The sequence below is a fragment of the Nocardia sp. NPDC058499 genome, assembly GCF_042719915.1.
Lineage (GTDB): Bacteria > Actinomycetota > Actinomycetes > Mycobacteriales > Mycobacteriaceae > Nocardia.
Window position 1 is genome coordinate 14,783 of record NZ_JBHXMZ010000004.1, and the last position, 15,340, is coordinate 30,122.

Here is a 15,340-nt window from a genome sequence, read left to right on the forward strand (position 1 = left end):
GTAACTCGCTAACTAGCAGAAAGGACATACCTACAGGTAAGGTGCTTTCATGGCGGTACGTTCCCAGGCAACCACCCTCGTCGGCGGGGAGCTGAGTGACGCATTCAACAGTGATTGCCCGGCTCGTGAGGTGCTCGACCACATCACGAGCCGCTGGGGCGTGCTGATCCTGGCCGCGCTCGGTTCCGGGCCGCTACGTTTCTCCGCGCTGTCCGCAATGATCGGCGGAATCAGCGAGAAGATGCTTTCGCAGACCCTGCGCACCCTCGTGCGCGACGGCCTCGTCGCGCGGACCGTAGAACCCACCACGCCGCCGCGGGTGAGCTACGAACTCACGGAACTGGGTCAGGGCCTCGCCGTATCACTGGGACAGTTCCTCGACTGGGTCCGGGCGCATGCGGCGGAGGTCGTCGCCGCCCAGGAACGACACGACCGGCAACAGGGGTGAGCCCAACCGGCTCGAGCGGGCACCAGCGGGCCGAGTCAGTCGCCCGCCGGACGAGTTGCGGCAGCCATTCGCAGGCCGGGCGTTCCGCGGCATGCAAGCACGCCGAGAGCAGTCGCGGAGAAGTCCGGACAGGCGGTGCGGTGAGTTCGCTCCGACACAGGTGTACTCCTACCCGCTGCCGGTGAGGCCGCCCATCCGGGCGAACCGGTTGAAATCCCCTTGGGCGCCGCTGTACACGTTCACATCGGTGGGGCCGTGGATGCCGGGGATCGAGCCGGAATCGGTCTGCTGCCAGAACGTCCACGCCGGCCAGCGGCCGGGGACCTCCGGTTGCGGACGGTCACGGTAGTCGGCGATCCACAGCGGGTAGCGGTGGAACTGATCGCTGTCGGCCATCGCGGTCTTCCAGAAGGTCGGATAGGTGTAGATGATCGGGACGCGGCCGGTCAGCGCTTGGACAGTATTGAGATAGCGGTGCGTCCAGTCGATCAATGCGGCGGGTGGGAGTCCGCCGGAGTGCTCGATATCCAGTACCGGTGGCAGATCCAGCGGGCCGTTCTGGCCCAGTACGACCGCGGCGTAGAGCGCGGCCTGCGGTTCCGGCGGGAGGTCCGGATGCGCATAGTGATAGGTGCCGCGGGCCATCCCGGCGACCCGCATATGCAGGCTGTCCTGGACGAAGTACGGGTTGACGTAGTGCAAGCCCTCGGTGGCCTTGACCATGGCGAAACCGTGACCGGCGGCGCGGACCGCGAACCAGTCGATGGGTCGCCCGCTGTCGTGCTGCCAGGACGAGACGTCGGGGCCGGTCGGCTGGGCGGTCGCGGCCGGGCAGGCGCCGAACCCTGTCGCGCACACCAGCACCCCGCCCACAGCGGCCTTCCGCAGCAGGCGCCGTCCTACTCGGTCACCGGCCCGGTGGTGGGTACCCGCCGGCGTGCGGTGGTCGTTCGGGTCGCCGGGTCCGCGCCGCAGGAGGCGGCGCAACGGTGCAGTCGGTCTCCAACGGACAGGTTTCATGGACACCGACCCTATGCACCGGCAGTGCGGCTACCGGGTAAGACCGCGCCGTGAATCGGCACCGATATCGTCGCGGACCGCTCGGTCGCGAGCCCCGGCTCGGGCCGGCCTTCCCCGGTCCGTGGTCTACGGGGCGGCCGTGGCGTGGTCGCGGAGCCAGTCCCGGTAGTGCGTACCGGCCAGGCGGGCGTCCGGGCCCGCGAGGAGCACATCATCGGGGACGGCCGCGAACATACCGGCCGATTCGTCGGTGACGACGAGACGGTCGTCGTGCTGCGCGGCCAGGGTGATCCGGCCGAGTTCGTCCAATGCGAAGACCTCCGGTCCGGCGATATCGCGGATCCCCTGTAGTGGGGCGCGGGTGGCGACTTCGACCACCGCGTCGACGACATCGGCGGCCGCCATCGGCTGTAGCCGGGTGCCGGGCAGGCGGACGGTGTTGCCGTCGGCGGTCCAGGAAAGTACCGAGTCCAGGAATTCGAAGAACTGGGTGGCCCGGAGGATGGAGTACGGCGTGGGACCCCACTTCACCATCTGTTCCTGCCGCGTTTTGGCGCGGTAGTAGTCCAGTTGCGGCACCTTGTCCACGCCGACGATTGACAGCACGACCTGGTGTTTCACTCCGGCGTGTTCGCCCGCGGCGAGCAGGTTGTCCATCGAGGTGCGAAAGAAATCCAGGGATGCCTCGCCGAAGGTGGGCGAGTTCGCCACATTGGTCACCACATCGGCGCCGGCGAGCACCTCGTCCAAACCCTCCCCGGTGATGAGGTCGACCCCGGTGGACGGCGCCGCGGGGACGGCTTCGTGGCCGGCCGCCGCCAGCTGCTGCACCACCTGTGAGCCGATTCGTCCGGTACCGCCTACGACTACGTGTTTCATTGTCCCGCCTTTCACGGCATGGCCCCGGTTGCGCCGGGGGATTTCACGGAAGTCGGTGCTCTGGGTGTCCGGTGCTGCGCACGGGGCGGGAGCGGTCCCGCCGTGCCGCGGTGGCCGGGTTGTCGGTCACCGTATTCGGGTCCAAGGAAACCAGGTGCAGACCCCGGTAGGGGATCACCCGGCTCGGGTGAGGTTGCTCGGGTGCCTCGTGTCCCACAGCTCTGCCAGCGGCCGAAGAGGACGGCGCCGCCCCTGCTGGCGAGGGGTTTTCCGGTGAATCGCGACCACCCTCTTGCCTATACGTATACTTCTACATATAGTGGGCTCATGCCGAATAAGACCATCTACGTTGCCGATGACGATCTGCCCCTGTTCCAGCGAGCGCAGGAGCTCGTCGGCGGCAACCTGTCCGGCGCGGTGGTCACCGCGTTGCGGCGGTTCATCGAGCTCGAAGAAGGCCGGCTCGAAGGCTTCGACGAAGTGGTGCTTCGGGTCGGGCACAACGGGGTCCGGCAGGTGCGATTCCAAGGTTCGTTGCTCGGTGAACACCGGGACGTCAACGAGGAAGGGATGGAGCACTTGCGGGTGTTCCAGGGCAGGAAAGGCAAATTTGCCTTGCATGCGCAGTATTCGAAATGGTCGGACTATCCGGAATCGCAGAACTGGTTGCGCGATCTGAAGAACTGGCGGCGGATGCTCGGAATCGAACAGGACTGGGGCGATTATCAGCTCACCGTCACCGGCACGCTGGAGGAATTGAAGGGAAAGATTCCGGACGAGCTGTACCGGCGGGTCGCCGATATCGCCGATCGGCCCCAGGTGGAAGAACTCGATATCTGATCTTTTCCGGATGCGGCGCGCGCCGCTGACCGGCTGAATCCCGATACCGCGACCTGGGGAGCGGTGGCGATGAAACATGCCCTTATTCGCATTCGAATATGTATTTCACGGAAGGAAACCTCATGAACAACGGGCGCAGTCCCGCAATCCGCGCCACCGGCCTGCGGAAATCCTATGGGGACAAGATCGTGCTCGGTGGCGTCGATATCGCCGTCCCCGAGGCGACGATTTTCTCGCTACTCGGCCCCAACGGTGCCGGGAAAACCACCACGGTGCAGATCCTGAGCACCCTCATCGCCGCCGACGCCGGCGAGATCCGCGTCGGCGGATACGACCCGGCCGACGAACCCGACGCCGTGCGCTCGGTCATCGGGGTCACGGGACAGTTCGCGGCCGTCGACGAACTGCTGACCGGCCGGGAGAACCTGCACCTGATGGGCGACCTGCACCACCTGCCCCGGCGGCGCACCCGGGAACTCGCCGAGGAACTACTGGACCGTTTCGAACTCACCGACGCCGGCGACAAACCCGCCTCGACCTACTCGGGCGGTATGACCCGCCGGCTCGACCTGGCGATGACCCTGGTCGGCGACCCGCGCATCATCTTCCTCGACGAACCCACCACCGGACTCGATCCGCGCAGCCGGCGCACCATGTGGGACATCATCGGCGGCCTCGTCCAGGACTACGGCGTGACCGTTTTCCTCACCACCCAGTACCTGGAGGAAGCCGACCAGCTGGCCGACCGGATCGCCGTACTCGACCAGGGCCGGATCGTCGCCGAGGGCACTTCCGCGGAGCTGAAACGGCTCGTACCGGGCGGTCATATCCGGGTGCAGTTCGCCGACGCCGCCGGGCTGCGGGCCGCCGCCGATGTGTTCGGCTCCGTCGCGCGCCCGCTCACCGACGAACTCACCCTGGCCGTCCCCGGCGACGGCGGCCTCGGCTCACTACGAGCGGTACTCGACCGGATCGACTCCCACGGACTGCCCGCCGAAGGCCTGTCCGTGCACACGCCCAACCTCGACGACGTTTTCCTCACCCTCACCGGAACCCCCACCGCAGACAAGGAACCCGTGCGATGACCACCCTGACCCATGCGCCTCGCGCGTCCGCCCCACTGGCCGATTCCTGGACCATGCTGCGCCGCAACCTCCTGCAAGCGCGCCGCTATCCGAGTATGACCATCTCCGTCACGGTGATGCCGATCGTCCTGCTGGCCATTTTCAACTACGTTTTCGGTGGCGCCCTGGAACCCGGCCTCGGCGGTGAATACATCGACTATCTGGTGCCCGGGATGCTGCTGATGCTGCCGGCCTACCTGACCGCGTCGGTGGCGGTCTCGGTGTGCAGTGATGTCACCAAGGGCATCGTCAACCGGTTCCGGACCATGGCTATCGCGCAGTCCGCGCTGCTCACCGGGCATGTGCTGGGTGTGCTTATCCAGGCCTTCCTGGCCGTCGCCGCCATGCTGGGGGTTTCGCTGCTGATGGGTTTCCGGCCGTCGGCGACCCCGGTGGAATGGGTCCTCGCGATCGGTTTCCTGCTGCTCGTGGTGTTCTCACTGACCTGGCTGTCGGTTGCCTTCGGCCTGATCGCGCCGAACCCGGAGAGCGCCAGCAATCTGCCGTTCCCGATCATGATGCTGCCGTTCCTCGGCTCCGGCCTGGTGCCGACCGACACCATGCCGACGGTGATGCGCTGGTTCGCCGACTACCAGCCGTTCACACCGTTCACCGAGACCCTGCGCGGCCTGCTGATGGGGTCCGAGATCGGCAACAACGCGCTGATCTCGCTGGGGTGGTGCCTGGTGCTCGGACTCGGCGGCTTCCTCTGGTCGACCACGGTGTTCCGGCGGCAGGGCCGCTGAGGCCGCTGCCGACACCTCCGATCCCCGCCGTCCCCTCGGCGGGGATCTCGGCGTCTAGTTGCGTTCGACCTCGATCGGGTGAGTGGCCAGCAACGACAGCGGCAACGGCTGCCGGCGCAGCACCTCGGCCCACATATCGGTGCGGCGGCTGGTGATCGGATCACTGGGCAGCGCCGACACCACGATCCAATCGTCGTTGTCCAGTTCGCTGTCCAGCTGACCGAAGGTCCAGCCGGCGTACCCGGCGAAAATCCGGACACCCTCGACCAGCGCCCCGATCCGCTCCGGAGCGGCATCCAGATCCACCAGCACAACCCGGCCGTCGACACGCCGTACGCCGGGGACGTCGTCGATGGACGCGCCCACCCGGACGGTAGCCAGGCACAGTGCGGCATCGCGTTTCACCGGGCCACCCACGAACAGCATGCGCGGCTGTGCACAGACTTCGCTCCACTGCGGTAGCACATCGTGCACGGCGGTTTCGCTGGGCCGGTTCAGCACCACACCCAGGGTTCCGGCGTCGTTGTGCTCGATGATGTAGACGACCGTCCGGCGGAACGTCGGCTCGGCCAGATCGGTCGAGGAAACGAGTAGTGAGCCGGCCCGCACCATCTGCTCGTCCTGCCGGCTACCGCGACGACCAGGGCCGGGTTCGTGCCCGCCACCGCGGCCGCCCCGGGTCTTGCGATCATCGGGGTCATCTGCCTGCGCCACCAGGCCATCATCGCAGTTATTGCGCGATCGCGCCCCTCTGATCACCCGTTCGCTTCACGCAGTGTTCGGATGGGCGTCGGTTCCGGGCCATCCGGAGATACGCCTGCGGCCTGGCGTGGCCGGTCTTGCGCCGCAGCGTCTCACCGAAGCAGGGCCGAGAGCCATCCGTGGTTACGCAGCGCTGCCGCCGCCCGTCCTTGCTCGTAGAGTCAGCCGTATGCGACCTCCTGAGGTGCTTCTCGGCAACAGCGACGACGTGTACGACTTCTACCGTGCGCACCGGCAGAACCGGTTCCAGGCGATGGGGGCCTACGCCCTGCTCGGGCGGCGTTACCGGCCGCGGATCAGCTACGCAGACGGTGCCCGCGCCGCCATCCGCGAACTGATTCGCGCCCGCACGCCGCTGCTGATCGCGGTCAACCACCTCTCCCGGCTGGATCCGTACACGCTGGCGGCGGCCGCGTGGCGCAGCGAGTTGCGGCCTGTAATCGGGCGCACCCGGGTGCTGGCCAAGGACGAACTGTTCGTCGAGGAGAAACTGCGGCGCCGGATCGACATGATGGGCGGGATCCCGGTGTTCCGCGGCACCGATCACGGGTTGCGGGCGGTGAACGCCGCCGGCCAGCGCATGATGGATATCTGCGCCGAACGCCTGGCCGAGGGCGACAGCCTGGCCGTTTTTCCGGAGGGCACCTGCAACGATGTGGACCCGGCGCAGGTCCAGCCGGTCGGGACCGGCATCGGGCATATCGCTTTCCGGACCGTCAAGCACGGCGTCCATCCCGCACTGCTGTGTCTCGGGCTGAGTTACGGCCCGCGCGCCGACCCTGCTGTGGAGCCGACCAAGGAAGAAGCGAAATCGGCGAGCTTCCATTTCACCGTCCCCCGCACCGAGCTACCGGCGCGCCCCGCCGAGATCACCCGGCTGGTCCGCACGGATCTACAACAGGCGCTGGACGGAGCGGTCGCCGGGTACTGATCGGAGGGCGTGCCGCATCGTGTCGGCAGCCTCCCGCTCGAGTCGAGCAGTCTCATGCGCACAGCGCTCAGCGGTGTTCGGTATCGCTGCGGGTGCGGTGCGCGTACCGCGTTTTCAGCGGTCTGCTGCGCCTACCCGCGCAGCGGAGCGCGTCATTGCGGCAACCCGAGCCGGTCGCGGGCCCAGTGCGGGACCATCGACAGATACTGCGGGCGGGTTTCGATGAAATGCCCGACCACCCGGCACATCGGCAGCGCGCCGAGTCCTTCGACGCCGGTGGCGTGCAATGCCGCTTCGACCAGGTCGCGGGCATAGCCCTGGCCCTCGAAGCGCGGGTCGATCTCGGTATGGACGAACGCCCGTTCACCGGCGGTGTCCTGATATTCGATGTAGCCCGCGACCTCGCCGTCGACCGTGATCTCGAAGCGTTCCAGTGCGGTGTTGTTGCGGACGTCCGTCGGCATGGCTCGACGCTACTCGGTCGACCGCGAAAATTCGCCTCGATCGGGTAGTCGGCGCGGCGAGTCGCCCCCGGCGTCAGGACATTTCGACGATCGCTCGCCCGACGATCTCCCCGCGGGCGAGCGCCTGGTACGCCTCGTCGGCCTGCGCGAGCGGGTAGCGGCGGGTGATGACCTCCTGCGGCCGCACCGTATCCGCGGCGACCATGCGCAACAGGGCCGGCATATCGGTGCGGGCTTTCGCGCCGTAGGAGCCCAGTACCTGGAGTTTGCGCCGGACCAGCCGGGCCAGGTCGATACTGCCGGTGGAGCCCGCGGGTGCGATACCCACCACCACCGCGCGGCCGCCGTCGTCGAGGATATCCAGCGCCGTCGCGAAGGTGGCCGGACTCCCGAGCGCCTCGAAGGCCACGTCCACGCCGTGGCCGCCGGTGAGTTCCCGGACTCGGGCGGCGGCGTCCTCGGCGCGGGAGTTGACCGTATGGGTGGCGCCGAGTTTCGCAACGGCGGAAAGCTTTTCGTCGCTGATATCGACGGCGATGATCTGGGCGACCCCCGCGGCCGCCGCGAATTGCACGATCGAGGAGCCGACCCCGCCCGCCGCGACCACCGCGATCCGGTCACCGAGACCGAGTTCGGCGGTGTGGATCGCGCCGAGCGCGGTGAACGAGCTGCAACCGAGGATCGAGACCGCGTCCAGGCCGACCTCCGCGGGTACGGCGAAGACATCGGAGGCGGGTACGACACAGTATTCGGCCAGCCCGCCCATGGAATACATGGCCAGCGGTGTCCCGTCGTGGCGGGCGAGGCGGCTCGTACCGTCGTAGAGGGTGCCGTTCAGGCGGTTGTGTGCGAAGAATTTCTCGCACAGGTCCTCGGCTCCGCGGACGCAGTGCCGGCAATCCCCGCACGGCATGATGAAGCTGCACACCACGTTATCGCCCACCGCGATATTCGCCACGCCTTCGCCGAGCTGTTCGACGACACCGGAAACCTCGTGGCCCAGTACCGCGGGCGCCGGGAACTTCACCTCGGACCTGAGGACGTGCAGGTCGGTATGGCAGACCCCGCAGGCGGTCACCCGCAGCAGTACCTCGCCTCGCCGGGGCTGCGGTACCGGGATGTCCTCGACGACCAGCCGGGGTTCGCCTCCGTAGAAAACTGCGGCCTGCACAGCACCCTCCTCCACCACTCACTCGTTGCCCCCACATCCGCCACTGGGGGCACCCCCATCACCGTCTCAGAACTACCCCTCGACGGGACCTGATTCGGCGAAATCCCCCGACATTCCCGCCCCGCCCCTCCGCCGTGCCGATACCCACCCACCCAATAGACGTTTATCGCGCCCACCTCGAAATACGCCCCCGCCTTCGCGGACCGCATACCACGAAACCGTGCTCCACAGAGCCCCCCGGCCCGCTTGCCCGTTCCTGTGTGGGTCCACCTTCCCTGGGTGGGGCCCGCCCGGTTCTGGAGCGACCAGAGGGAGGGAGCGCAGCGACCGACCGGCGGGAGTGAAGAACCGGGCCCGTAAGGGCCCCACCCTCGAGGCGCGGAGCGCCTCCAAAATTACAGCCCCGCCCCTCACGGATGGTCTGCCCGATAGCCGGGATATCCAGGACCCCGACCCTGCGTGGCGGAGCGCCTCCAAAATTACAGCCCGCCCTTCACGGGTGGTCTGCCCGACGGCCGGGATATCCAGGACCCCGACCCTGCGTGGCGGAGCGCCTCCAAAATTCCAGCCCGCCCTTTACAGACGGTCTACCCGACAGCCGGGGATATCCAGATCCCCGATCCGCGTCCCGGAGCCGCCCAAAATTACAGAGAGCACTGCTCTTGACTCACCGGCAGCAAAGTGCGATCGTTGTTCACAACAGAGAGCAGCGCTCACAAAGGAGAATCCCGATGACCACCGCCACCCGCTACCTCGCCCCCACCGGTTTCGACCCGATCTTCAACCGGATCGTCAACCTGCTGCCCAAACTGGGCATCAGCATCGCCGGCTCCCGGCTGCTGGCCGTACGCGGCCGCAAATCCGGCGAGTGGCGGACCACCATGGTCAATGTGATGACCGCCGCCGACGGTGAGCGCTATCTCGTCGCGCCGCGCGGGCATACCCAATGGGTGCGCAATCTGCGGGTCGCCGGTACGGGCGAGTTGCGGCTCGGTCGCAAGACCGAAACGTTCACCGCGGCCGAGGTCGCCGATACCGACAAGATTCCGCTGCTGCGGCACTACCTCGAACGCTGGGGCTGGGAGGTCGACCGGTTCTTCGACGGTGTCACCAAGAACGCCACCGACGCCGAGCTCGCCGGAATCGCACCGGGATTCCCGGTTTTCCGGCTGGACACGGTGCGCTGATCAGGCGGTGGTCGCGCCGCGTGTCGCCAGGAAATCGATGGCGGCGACATAGCCGTAGCCGCCCATCCCGGCGATCACCGCATCGGCGATGGGCGAGATGTAGGAGTGCCGGCGGAACTCCTCACGGGCGTGCACATTGCTGATGTGCACCTCGACGATCGGCACCTCGGGGATGACCAGTGCATCCCGCAGCGCCACCGAGGTGTGGGTCAGCCCGCCCGGGTTGATCACGATTCCGGAAGCCGTACCGCGCGCGCCGTGGATGCGGTCGATCAGTTCGCCTTCGGAATTGGATTGGAAATGCGTGATCTCCCGGCCCCGCGCCGCGGCGGCCCGACGGCACAATTCGATTACATCCTCGAGGGTTTCCGTGCCGTACACCTCGGGCTGGCGAGTACCGAGCATATTCAGATTGGGGCCGTTGAGAACGAGGATCGGACTGCTCGGGGTTTGCGGGAAGGAGGCGTCGGGCATGACAGCAACCCTACCGACACCCCGAACGCGCACCGAGGGTTCTGGGCTACCGTTACGGGGTATCTCTGCAGTGGAAGCGGACTTGCGGGGTAACGCCACAGCGCCGTGGATCGATCGGTAGCGTAGCGAAGCCGGGTGTCCTCCGACAGTCCGGTAAATGATCATGGCCGGTTCGGCGGCGAGTTGGGTACGGCCACAACTACACACGGTGGAACAGGCTATGGTTTCGGGTTTGCGGGCACTCGCAAGCAGGCATTTTTCAGGTACGGTGGTCTTGTTACTGGAGTGGCAAGAGTGAAGAGTGGGCGACATGGATGTGTGGGGATCCCGCCGCTTTCGCTTCCGGGGCGCAGTGGCCCTTACGGGGGTGGCGGCTCTGGCAATCGCGATGGGATCGTGCGGGTCCGGCACCGAGCAGGCCGGTCCCGAATCGGTCGTCGATCAATTCACCGAACTGCTCGACGAGCGTGATCATGCCGCGGCGGCCGAACTGACCTCCTATCCCTCCGCCGCTTCGGCAACTCTGGGGCAAATGTTCGACGGGCTCGAAACCGGCAACGTCGACTACGAGAAAACGCAATTCATCGGACTGGACGCCGAAACCGGGATCTTCAGTCTGGACGTGCACTGGAACTTCGGTGAGCGCAAGGACTGGTCCTACAATCTGGAAGGCACCATCCGCAAACTCTCCGACGGGTGGAAGATCTCCTGGGATCCGGCCGTGGTGATGCCACAGCTCGAGCACGACCGCACCGTCCGGCTGGTGCGGACCACCCCCGAACCGGCGCCGCGCGTGGTGGACAATATCGGCAAACCGCTGATGACCCAGCAGACGATCAATGTCATCCAGCTCGATCCCGCGCGGATGCCCGACCAGGTCGCCTCCACCGATGCGCTCTCTCGCGCAATCGAACCGGTCGCCCCGTTGATCACCGGTGCGTCGCTGCGGGAGAAGCTGGCAGCGTCCGGCGGTAAACCCATTACGGCCGTGAGCCTGCGCGAAGGCGATTTCGCGATCCTGGAACCGGAGATGGCCCCGATTCCCGGTGTCGTGATGAAAAAGGAGCCGCGGCTGATCGTCTCCGATCGCCGGGTCTTCTCGCCGATGCTCGACGCCATGACCAATGTCTTCGAGGAAAGCCAGGACAAACATTCCGGCTGGGCCGTACAACTGTTCGAAAACGGGCAATTCGTCAAACAATTGGCCGGCCACCAGGGCCCGGCCGGTCCGGATATCGCCGGCACCATGGACCAGCGGCTGCAACGCGCCGCCGAGGACGCGGTGGTCAGTGTGGGCTCACCGGCCTCGATCGTGGTCACCCAGCCGTCCACCGGCGCCGTGGTCGCCGTCGCCCAGAACAACTACTCCAGTGCCCAAGGGCCGGTCGCGTTCACCGGGTTGTACCCGGCGGGCGGCATGATGGAGCTGTTCCGGGAGGTTGCCGCGGCGTCCGAGGGGAAGTCCGCGAAGGATGTCTCCGACGCCGAGGCGGTGGAAGCCGCGGCCGCGCTCGGCGTGGGCGTGGACTTCCGGGTACCCGGTCTGGAGGAGGTCACCGGCCGGCCCGCGGGCGCGGGCGACGCCGAACCGGTCCGTCAGGGCGGTGGTTCGGACGCACTGCTGGCCAGCCCCTTCGGTATGGCGATCGCGGCGGCGGCCATCGGCGACGGCACCCTGCGGCCGCCGATGATCGAACGGGGCCGCCCGGGCGAAACCGACGCGCCGACGGGCCCGCTCCCCGGGCCGGTCACCGATGCGGCGCGCCGAGTGCTGCGTGACGGGATGAAGGCGCCGCAGATGGCACGGTTGCGCGGATTCCGCGATGTCACCGGGTATTCCGCCAAGGCCGGCGAAGACGGCTGGCTCATCGCCACCATGGGTGACCTGGCATTCGCCATCCATATCGCCGATGTCGACAGCGGCGATATGGTCGTGCGGATGGGTGAACGGATGCTCGCCTCGTTCGCCAAACCCGACGAGTGAGGTCCGGCGTTTCCTAGTTGATCGCCCGGATCGCCGCCCGCCAGCCGAGCAGGAACAGGGCCAGCACCGACGCCGCCACGATGACGAAACTGACCGCCGTGCCCTGACCGCTGACCACCCGGAGCGCCATACCGATGATCAGGGTGCTCGACCAGATCACCAGGCCGGTCGGCCGCAGGCGCATACCGTTGAACGGTTCGGTTTCCCGGCGCCGCCGGTACAGCAGGTAGGCGGCGACCCAGCCGACGGCGAGTCCCGTCGCGAACGGCCATGCCGTACGCAGCAGACCGGCGAGGATCGCCTCGTCGTGACTGCGGCGCCCGATAACGCAGAACAGCACCACCAGCAGCGCGTCGACAACGATAGGTCCCAGCCATCTCACACTGCGCAGCATAATGGGTCGCAATCCGGCGAACTCCGTCCGTAGACCTGTCGCCGGGCGTTCCGCGCGGCGGGTCAGGCGTTGCGCCGGGTGAACTCCTGCTCGTATTCGTCGTCCTCGGCGTTGCGATTGCGGAACAAGAACGCGAACACTATCCAGCCGATGATGGCGATCAAGACGAAACTCACCAGCCGGTAGACGAACGCGGCGGCGACGGCCTGGGCCGCCGGCAGCCCTGCAGCGGCGGTGAGCCCGTAGATCAGGGTCGCGTCCACGTAGACGATGCCGCCGGGCGCGAACGGGATGGACCCCACCGCTTTACCGGCCGCGAACGCGATCAGCAGACCCGCCCACCGCGGGTCGCCGCCGATGGCGTAACACGCGGCACCCAGGCAGGCGACATCGGCGATCCGGTGCACCACTGCCCAACCGGTGACCCAGACGCCGTCGCGGGTGCCCATATCCACCGATTCGACCTGGGCCAGCATCTCCCGGATCTTCTCGCGCCCGGCGTCCGCGGGGCGTTTGCGCAACCGGTTGACCAGGGCCAGGCCGCGCCGGAACACCCCTTCGAGGGTGCCCGGATGGCGGGACGCGTAGTTACCCGCCCAGACCAGCGCCACCACGGCGGCCACCGACACGATGACGTTGACCGGGCCGACCCGCCCACCGGCCAGCACCGTGCCCAGCACACCGAGCAGGGCGAGCCCGGCGGCCGATACGACCCCGGAGAAGACGAGCTGCCACGACGCGACCACCGGGCTGGCGCCCCAGCGCCTGGTCTGGCGGTAGGTGAACGCGGTGGAGAAGACCTGCCCGGCCGGCAGCGTGACCGACATGGCCGTCGCGCCGTACACAACGGCCACCGATTTGAGCTGCCTGACCTCGACGCCGCCCGCCCGTAACAACTGTTTCTGCACCCGGCCGAAACCGGACATGGACAGCATTTGCAATGCGATACACGCCGCGACCCAGCCCCAATGGATTTCGGTAAGTTTCTGCCACGACTCGTGCAGCCGGGGATAGAGGTAAACCCCTTCCCCGATCAACAACAGCAGCAGTACGGAAACGGCCAGCCATTTGAGCCACCGGAATCTCCGGGAGCGTTTCCGATTCTCCGGCGTTTCGCCTGCCCCGGACACAGCAGGCGTATCCGCTGTATCACCGTTGGCAGTCACGAGCCCAGCCTAATGGACGCCGGTGGCCTGCCACCCGGCCCCGCAGCCGGGACTCACCGGAGCGCGTGCTATGTGCGTTCCGCCTCGTCGGCGGTAGGTTCCGATTCGACGGCCGTCGCGGCGGGCACTGTGCTGGTCTCGGCCACGGAATCGCTGGGCCAGGACAATCTCGTCTTACGGCGCCGCCCCCGTAACTGCACTTCCTCGCCGGCGGTCCAATTGCGCTGTTCGCTCTCCTCGGCGAAATAGAGCGCGGACCCCGAGGCGAGTGTCCGGCCCGGATGATCTTTCGCCAGTTCGGTGAGCCGTGACGCCTCGTTCACCGGGTCACCGATCACCGTATATTCGAATCGGTTGGCCGCACCGATATTGCCCGCCACTGCCAACCCGGCCGAAACTCCGATACCGATATCGAGCCCGGATATCGACCGCAATGCCACGCGCAGATCCCGGGCGGCGGCCAGTGCCGCCGTCGGCGCGTCCGGGCGGTCCAGCGGGGCACCGAATATCGCCAGGGCGGCATCGCCGACGAACTTGTTCACGAATCCGTGATGGCGGTCGATCACATCGACCACCACGCGGAAGAATTCGTTGAGCAAATTCACCACCTCGGTCGGCGGATGTTCGGCGGCGGTGGCGGTGGAACCGACCATATCGACGAAAAGCACCGCCACGAACCGGGTCTCCCCGCCGAGCTCGGTGCCGTAATCCAGGGCGCGCTGCGCCACCTCGGCGCCGACATGCTGGCCGAAGAGTTCCTGCAGACGCTGCCGGCTCGCGGCCTCCTCCATCATCCGGTTGAAACCGACCTGCAGTAGCCCGATCTCGCTCCCGTCGAAGACCTCGACCTGCACCTCGCGGGAACCGTTCTGCACCTGGTCGATGGCCTGGCTGAGCTGACGGACCGGGTCGGAGATACTCGACGCCGTCAGCATGGACAGCGCCAGCGCCTGCATGATCACCACCCCGCACAGCAGCAGGATCGACACAGCCAGCGACTGCGCCGAGAATTTGACGTCCGACGAGATCTGGGTCACGCACAGCAGCACGATCGCGATGGTGGGGGCGAAGGTCCCCATACCCCAGGTCATCGCCATCCGGGTACCGACGCCGGGGGTGAGGGTGTGGTCGAAACGGCCCGCGCTGAGCGCCTCGGCGGCGACGGGGCGCAGAATCCGCTCGCCCAGCATGTAGGTGAAACCGAACACGATGGTCGCGGCCATGCATTCGGTGATGATCACCGTACCGGCCAGTGCCGGAGTCTCGGAGATGATGGCGGTGGCCAGGACGGCGCCACCGAGAATCCACAGCGCCAGATGCAGGATCGCCTGCCGCAGCGGCGCGTGCAGGGTCGCCATCTGTTCCTGCCGGCTGGGTGGCCCGCCGCGCACCTGCCAGCGCATCACCGGCCGCAGCATCAGCGCCGAGGCGACCACACTGAGCACCCCGCCGGTGACGAACACCACCCCGGGGACGAGTAGCCCGATCTGCCGGGTTCCGGGTTGCTCGCCCTCCGGCACCGGCAACCCGTACTGTATGAACGCCCACACCAGCACCGCACCGAAAGCGTTCGCGAGCAACATCGAGGTGAGGTACAGCGGCCAGCGCGTATGCATGGTCTGTTTGACCGCTTCCAATGGCGCTGACACATGTACTAACTTAGCGTCCGGCCCCGACGCCCCGGCGCTCCCGGGTTGGGCGCCGCAGGAGGGGTACGCGGTCGCCGCGGACCGGGCGCGGCCCGGTGCCG

The 15,340-nt window shown here is 67.2% G+C and carries 16 protein-coding genes; 7 read left to right on the top strand and 9 right to left on the bottom strand.

From position 1 onward, the window contains the following. Window positions 1-49: 49 nt before the first annotated feature. Entirely contained in the window at window positions 50-448 is a 399-nt protein-coding gene (locus ACFWPH_RS13690; protein ID WP_378750793.1) for a winged helix-turn-helix transcriptional regulator, read from the top strand. 168 nt (window positions 449-616) lie between these two features. On the opposite strand, the gene ACFWPH_RS13695 is transcribed toward ACFWPH_RS13690, so the two are convergent. Together ACFWPH_RS13695 and ACFWPH_RS13700 are read right to left on the bottom strand one after the other, a co-directional pair. Then, entirely contained in the window at window positions 617-1,468 is an 852-nt protein-coding gene (locus tag ACFWPH_RS13695; RefSeq protein WP_378750795.1) for a glycoside hydrolase family 25 protein, read from the bottom strand. A 126-nt stretch (window positions 1,469-1,594) separates the two neighbouring features. Further along, on the bottom strand, window positions 1,595-2,347 hold the full coding sequence (locus ACFWPH_RS13700) for an SDR family oxidoreductase (RefSeq protein WP_378750797.1): 753 nt from the start codon (window positions 2,345-2,347) through the stop codon (window positions 1,595-1,597). A gap of 327 nt (window positions 2,348-2,674) precedes the next feature. On the opposite strand from ACFWPH_RS13700, the gene ACFWPH_RS13705 reads away from it, so the two are divergent. The 3 genes from ACFWPH_RS13705 to ACFWPH_RS13715 all read left to right on the top strand — a co-directional run bounded on the left by ACFWPH_RS13705 (window position 2,675) and on the right by ACFWPH_RS13715 (window position 5,057). Continuing rightward, a complete protein-coding gene (locus ACFWPH_RS13705; protein ID WP_378750799.1) occupies window positions 2,675-3,187 on the top strand; it encodes an EXLDI protein in 513 nt (170 codons plus the stop codon). A 122-nt stretch (window positions 3,188-3,309) separates the two neighbouring features. Further along, entirely contained in the window at window positions 3,310-4,272 is a 963-nt protein-coding gene (locus ACFWPH_RS13710; RefSeq protein ID WP_378750801.1) for an ATP-binding cassette domain-containing protein, read from the top strand. After that, window positions 4,269-5,057: an ABC transporter permease gene (locus ACFWPH_RS13715; protein WP_378750803.1), complete on the top strand. Its 789-nt coding sequence runs from the start codon at window positions 4,269-4,271 to the stop codon at window positions 5,055-5,057. The genes ACFWPH_RS13710 and ACFWPH_RS13715 overlap by 4 nt, the downstream gene beginning before the upstream one ends. A gap of 54 nt (window positions 5,058-5,111) precedes the next feature. Here the strand turns inward: ACFWPH_RS13715 and ACFWPH_RS13720 are convergent, their stop codons facing one another. After that, window positions 5,112-5,771: a YqgE/AlgH family protein gene (locus ACFWPH_RS13720; RefSeq protein WP_378750805.1), complete on the bottom strand. Its 660-nt coding sequence runs from the start codon at window positions 5,769-5,771 to the stop codon at window positions 5,112-5,114. 217 nt (window positions 5,772-5,988) lie between these two features. Here ACFWPH_RS13720 and ACFWPH_RS13725 point away from each other — a divergent pair, with 217 nt between their 5' ends. After that, complete coding sequence (locus ACFWPH_RS13725; RefSeq protein ID WP_378750807.1) at window positions 5,989-6,750, top strand: lysophospholipid acyltransferase family protein; 762 nt, start codon at window positions 5,989-5,991, stop codon at window positions 6,748-6,750. A 152-nt stretch (window positions 6,751-6,902) separates the two neighbouring features. On the opposite strand, the gene ACFWPH_RS13730 is transcribed toward ACFWPH_RS13725, so the two are convergent. Both ACFWPH_RS13730 and ACFWPH_RS13735 read right to left on the bottom strand, forming a co-directional pair. Then, complete coding sequence (locus tag ACFWPH_RS13730) at window positions 6,903-7,214, bottom strand: GNAT family N-acetyltransferase (protein ID WP_378750809.1); 312 nt, start codon at window positions 7,212-7,214, stop codon at window positions 6,903-6,905. Window positions 7,215-7,287: 73 nt separating this feature from the next. Further along, window positions 7,288-8,385, bottom strand: a complete 1,098-nt coding sequence (locus tag ACFWPH_RS13735) for a zinc-binding dehydrogenase (protein ID WP_378750811.1) — start codon at window positions 8,383-8,385, stop codon at window positions 7,288-7,290. A 731-nt stretch (window positions 8,386-9,116) separates the two neighbouring features. Here ACFWPH_RS13735 and ACFWPH_RS13740 point away from each other — a divergent pair. After that, entirely contained in the window at window positions 9,117-9,572 is a 456-nt protein-coding gene (locus ACFWPH_RS13740; RefSeq protein WP_378750813.1) for a nitroreductase family deazaflavin-dependent oxidoreductase, read from the top strand. On the opposite strand, the gene aroQ is transcribed toward ACFWPH_RS13740, so the two are convergent. Next, window positions 9,573-10,046 carry a type II 3-dehydroquinate dehydratase gene (gene aroQ, locus ACFWPH_RS13745; protein ID WP_378750815.1) on the bottom strand — a complete coding sequence of 158 codons (474 nt, stop codon included), beginning with the start codon at window positions 10,044-10,046 and terminating at the stop codon, window positions 9,573-9,575. 367 nt (window positions 10,047-10,413) lie between these two features. Here aroQ and ACFWPH_RS13750 point away from each other — a divergent pair, with 367 nt between their 5' ends. After that, window positions 10,414-12,030, top strand: a complete 1,617-nt coding sequence (locus ACFWPH_RS13750; protein ID WP_378750817.1) for an NTF2-like N-terminal transpeptidase domain-containing protein — start codon at window positions 10,414-10,416, stop codon at window positions 12,028-12,030. Window positions 12,031-12,043: 13 nt separating this feature from the next. Here ACFWPH_RS13750 and ACFWPH_RS13755 read toward each other — a convergent pair whose 3' ends face one another. The 3 genes from ACFWPH_RS13755 to ACFWPH_RS13765 all read right to left on the bottom strand — a co-directional run bounded on the left by ACFWPH_RS13755 (window position 12,044) and on the right by ACFWPH_RS13765 (window position 15,206). Next, window positions 12,044-12,412, bottom strand: coding sequence for a DUF3054 domain-containing protein (locus ACFWPH_RS13755; protein WP_378750819.1), 369 nt, complete (start codon window positions 12,410-12,412; stop codon window positions 12,044-12,046). Window positions 12,413-12,486: 74 nt separating this feature from the next. Beyond that, the gene (locus ACFWPH_RS13760) at window positions 12,487-13,590 is read right to left on the bottom strand and encodes a YbhN family protein (protein ID WP_378750821.1); all 1,104 of its coding nucleotides are present in this window, start codon (window positions 13,588-13,590) and stop codon (window positions 12,487-12,489) included. Window positions 13,591-13,658: 68 nt separating this feature from the next. Beyond that, entirely contained in the window at window positions 13,659-15,206 is a 1,548-nt protein-coding gene (locus ACFWPH_RS13765) for an adenylate/guanylate cyclase domain-containing protein (RefSeq protein WP_378751728.1), read from the bottom strand. Between the last annotated feature and the right edge of the window lie 134 nt (window positions 15,207-15,340).

What these genes read in the sequence shown, in the direction of transcription:
- ACFWPH_RS13695 (WP_378750795.1), bottom strand. Translation starts at nt 1,468, where the DNA reads ATGAAACCTGTCCGTTGGAGACCGACTGCACCGTTGCGCCGCCTCCTG.
- aroQ (WP_378750815.1), bottom strand. Translation starts at nt 10,046, where the DNA reads ATGCCCGACGCCTCCTTCCCGCAAACCCCGAGCAGTCCGATCCTCGTT.
- ACFWPH_RS13715 (WP_378750803.1), top strand. Translation starts at nt 4,269, where the DNA reads ATGACCACCCTGACCCATGCGCCTCGCGCGTCCGCCCCACTGGCCGAT.
- ACFWPH_RS13730 (WP_378750809.1), bottom strand. Translation starts at nt 7,214, where the DNA reads ATGCCGACGGACGTCCGCAACAACACCGCACTGGAACGCTTCGAGATC.
- ACFWPH_RS13690 (WP_378750793.1), top strand. Translation starts at nt 50, where the DNA reads ATGGCGGTACGTTCCCAGGCAACCACCCTCGTCGGCGGGGAGCTGAGT.
- ACFWPH_RS13700 (WP_378750797.1), bottom strand. Translation starts at nt 2,347, where the DNA reads ATGAAACACGTAGTCGTAGGCGGTACCGGACGAATCGGCTCACAGGTG.
- ACFWPH_RS13740 (WP_378750813.1), top strand. Translation starts at nt 9,117, where the DNA reads ATGACCACCGCCACCCGCTACCTCGCCCCCACCGGTTTCGACCCGATC.
- ACFWPH_RS13725 (WP_378750807.1), top strand. Translation starts at nt 5,989, where the DNA reads ATGCGACCTCCTGAGGTGCTTCTCGGCAACAGCGACGACGTGTACGAC.
- ACFWPH_RS13765 (WP_378751728.1), bottom strand. Translation starts at nt 15,206, where the DNA reads ATGCATACGCGCTGGCCGCTGTACCTCACCTCGATGTTGCTCGCGAAC.
- ACFWPH_RS13710 (WP_378750801.1), top strand. Translation starts at nt 3,310, where the DNA reads ATGAACAACGGGCGCAGTCCCGCAATCCGCGCCACCGGCCTGCGGAAA.
- ACFWPH_RS13705 (WP_378750799.1), top strand. Translation starts at nt 2,675, where the DNA reads ATGCCGAATAAGACCATCTACGTTGCCGATGACGATCTGCCCCTGTTC.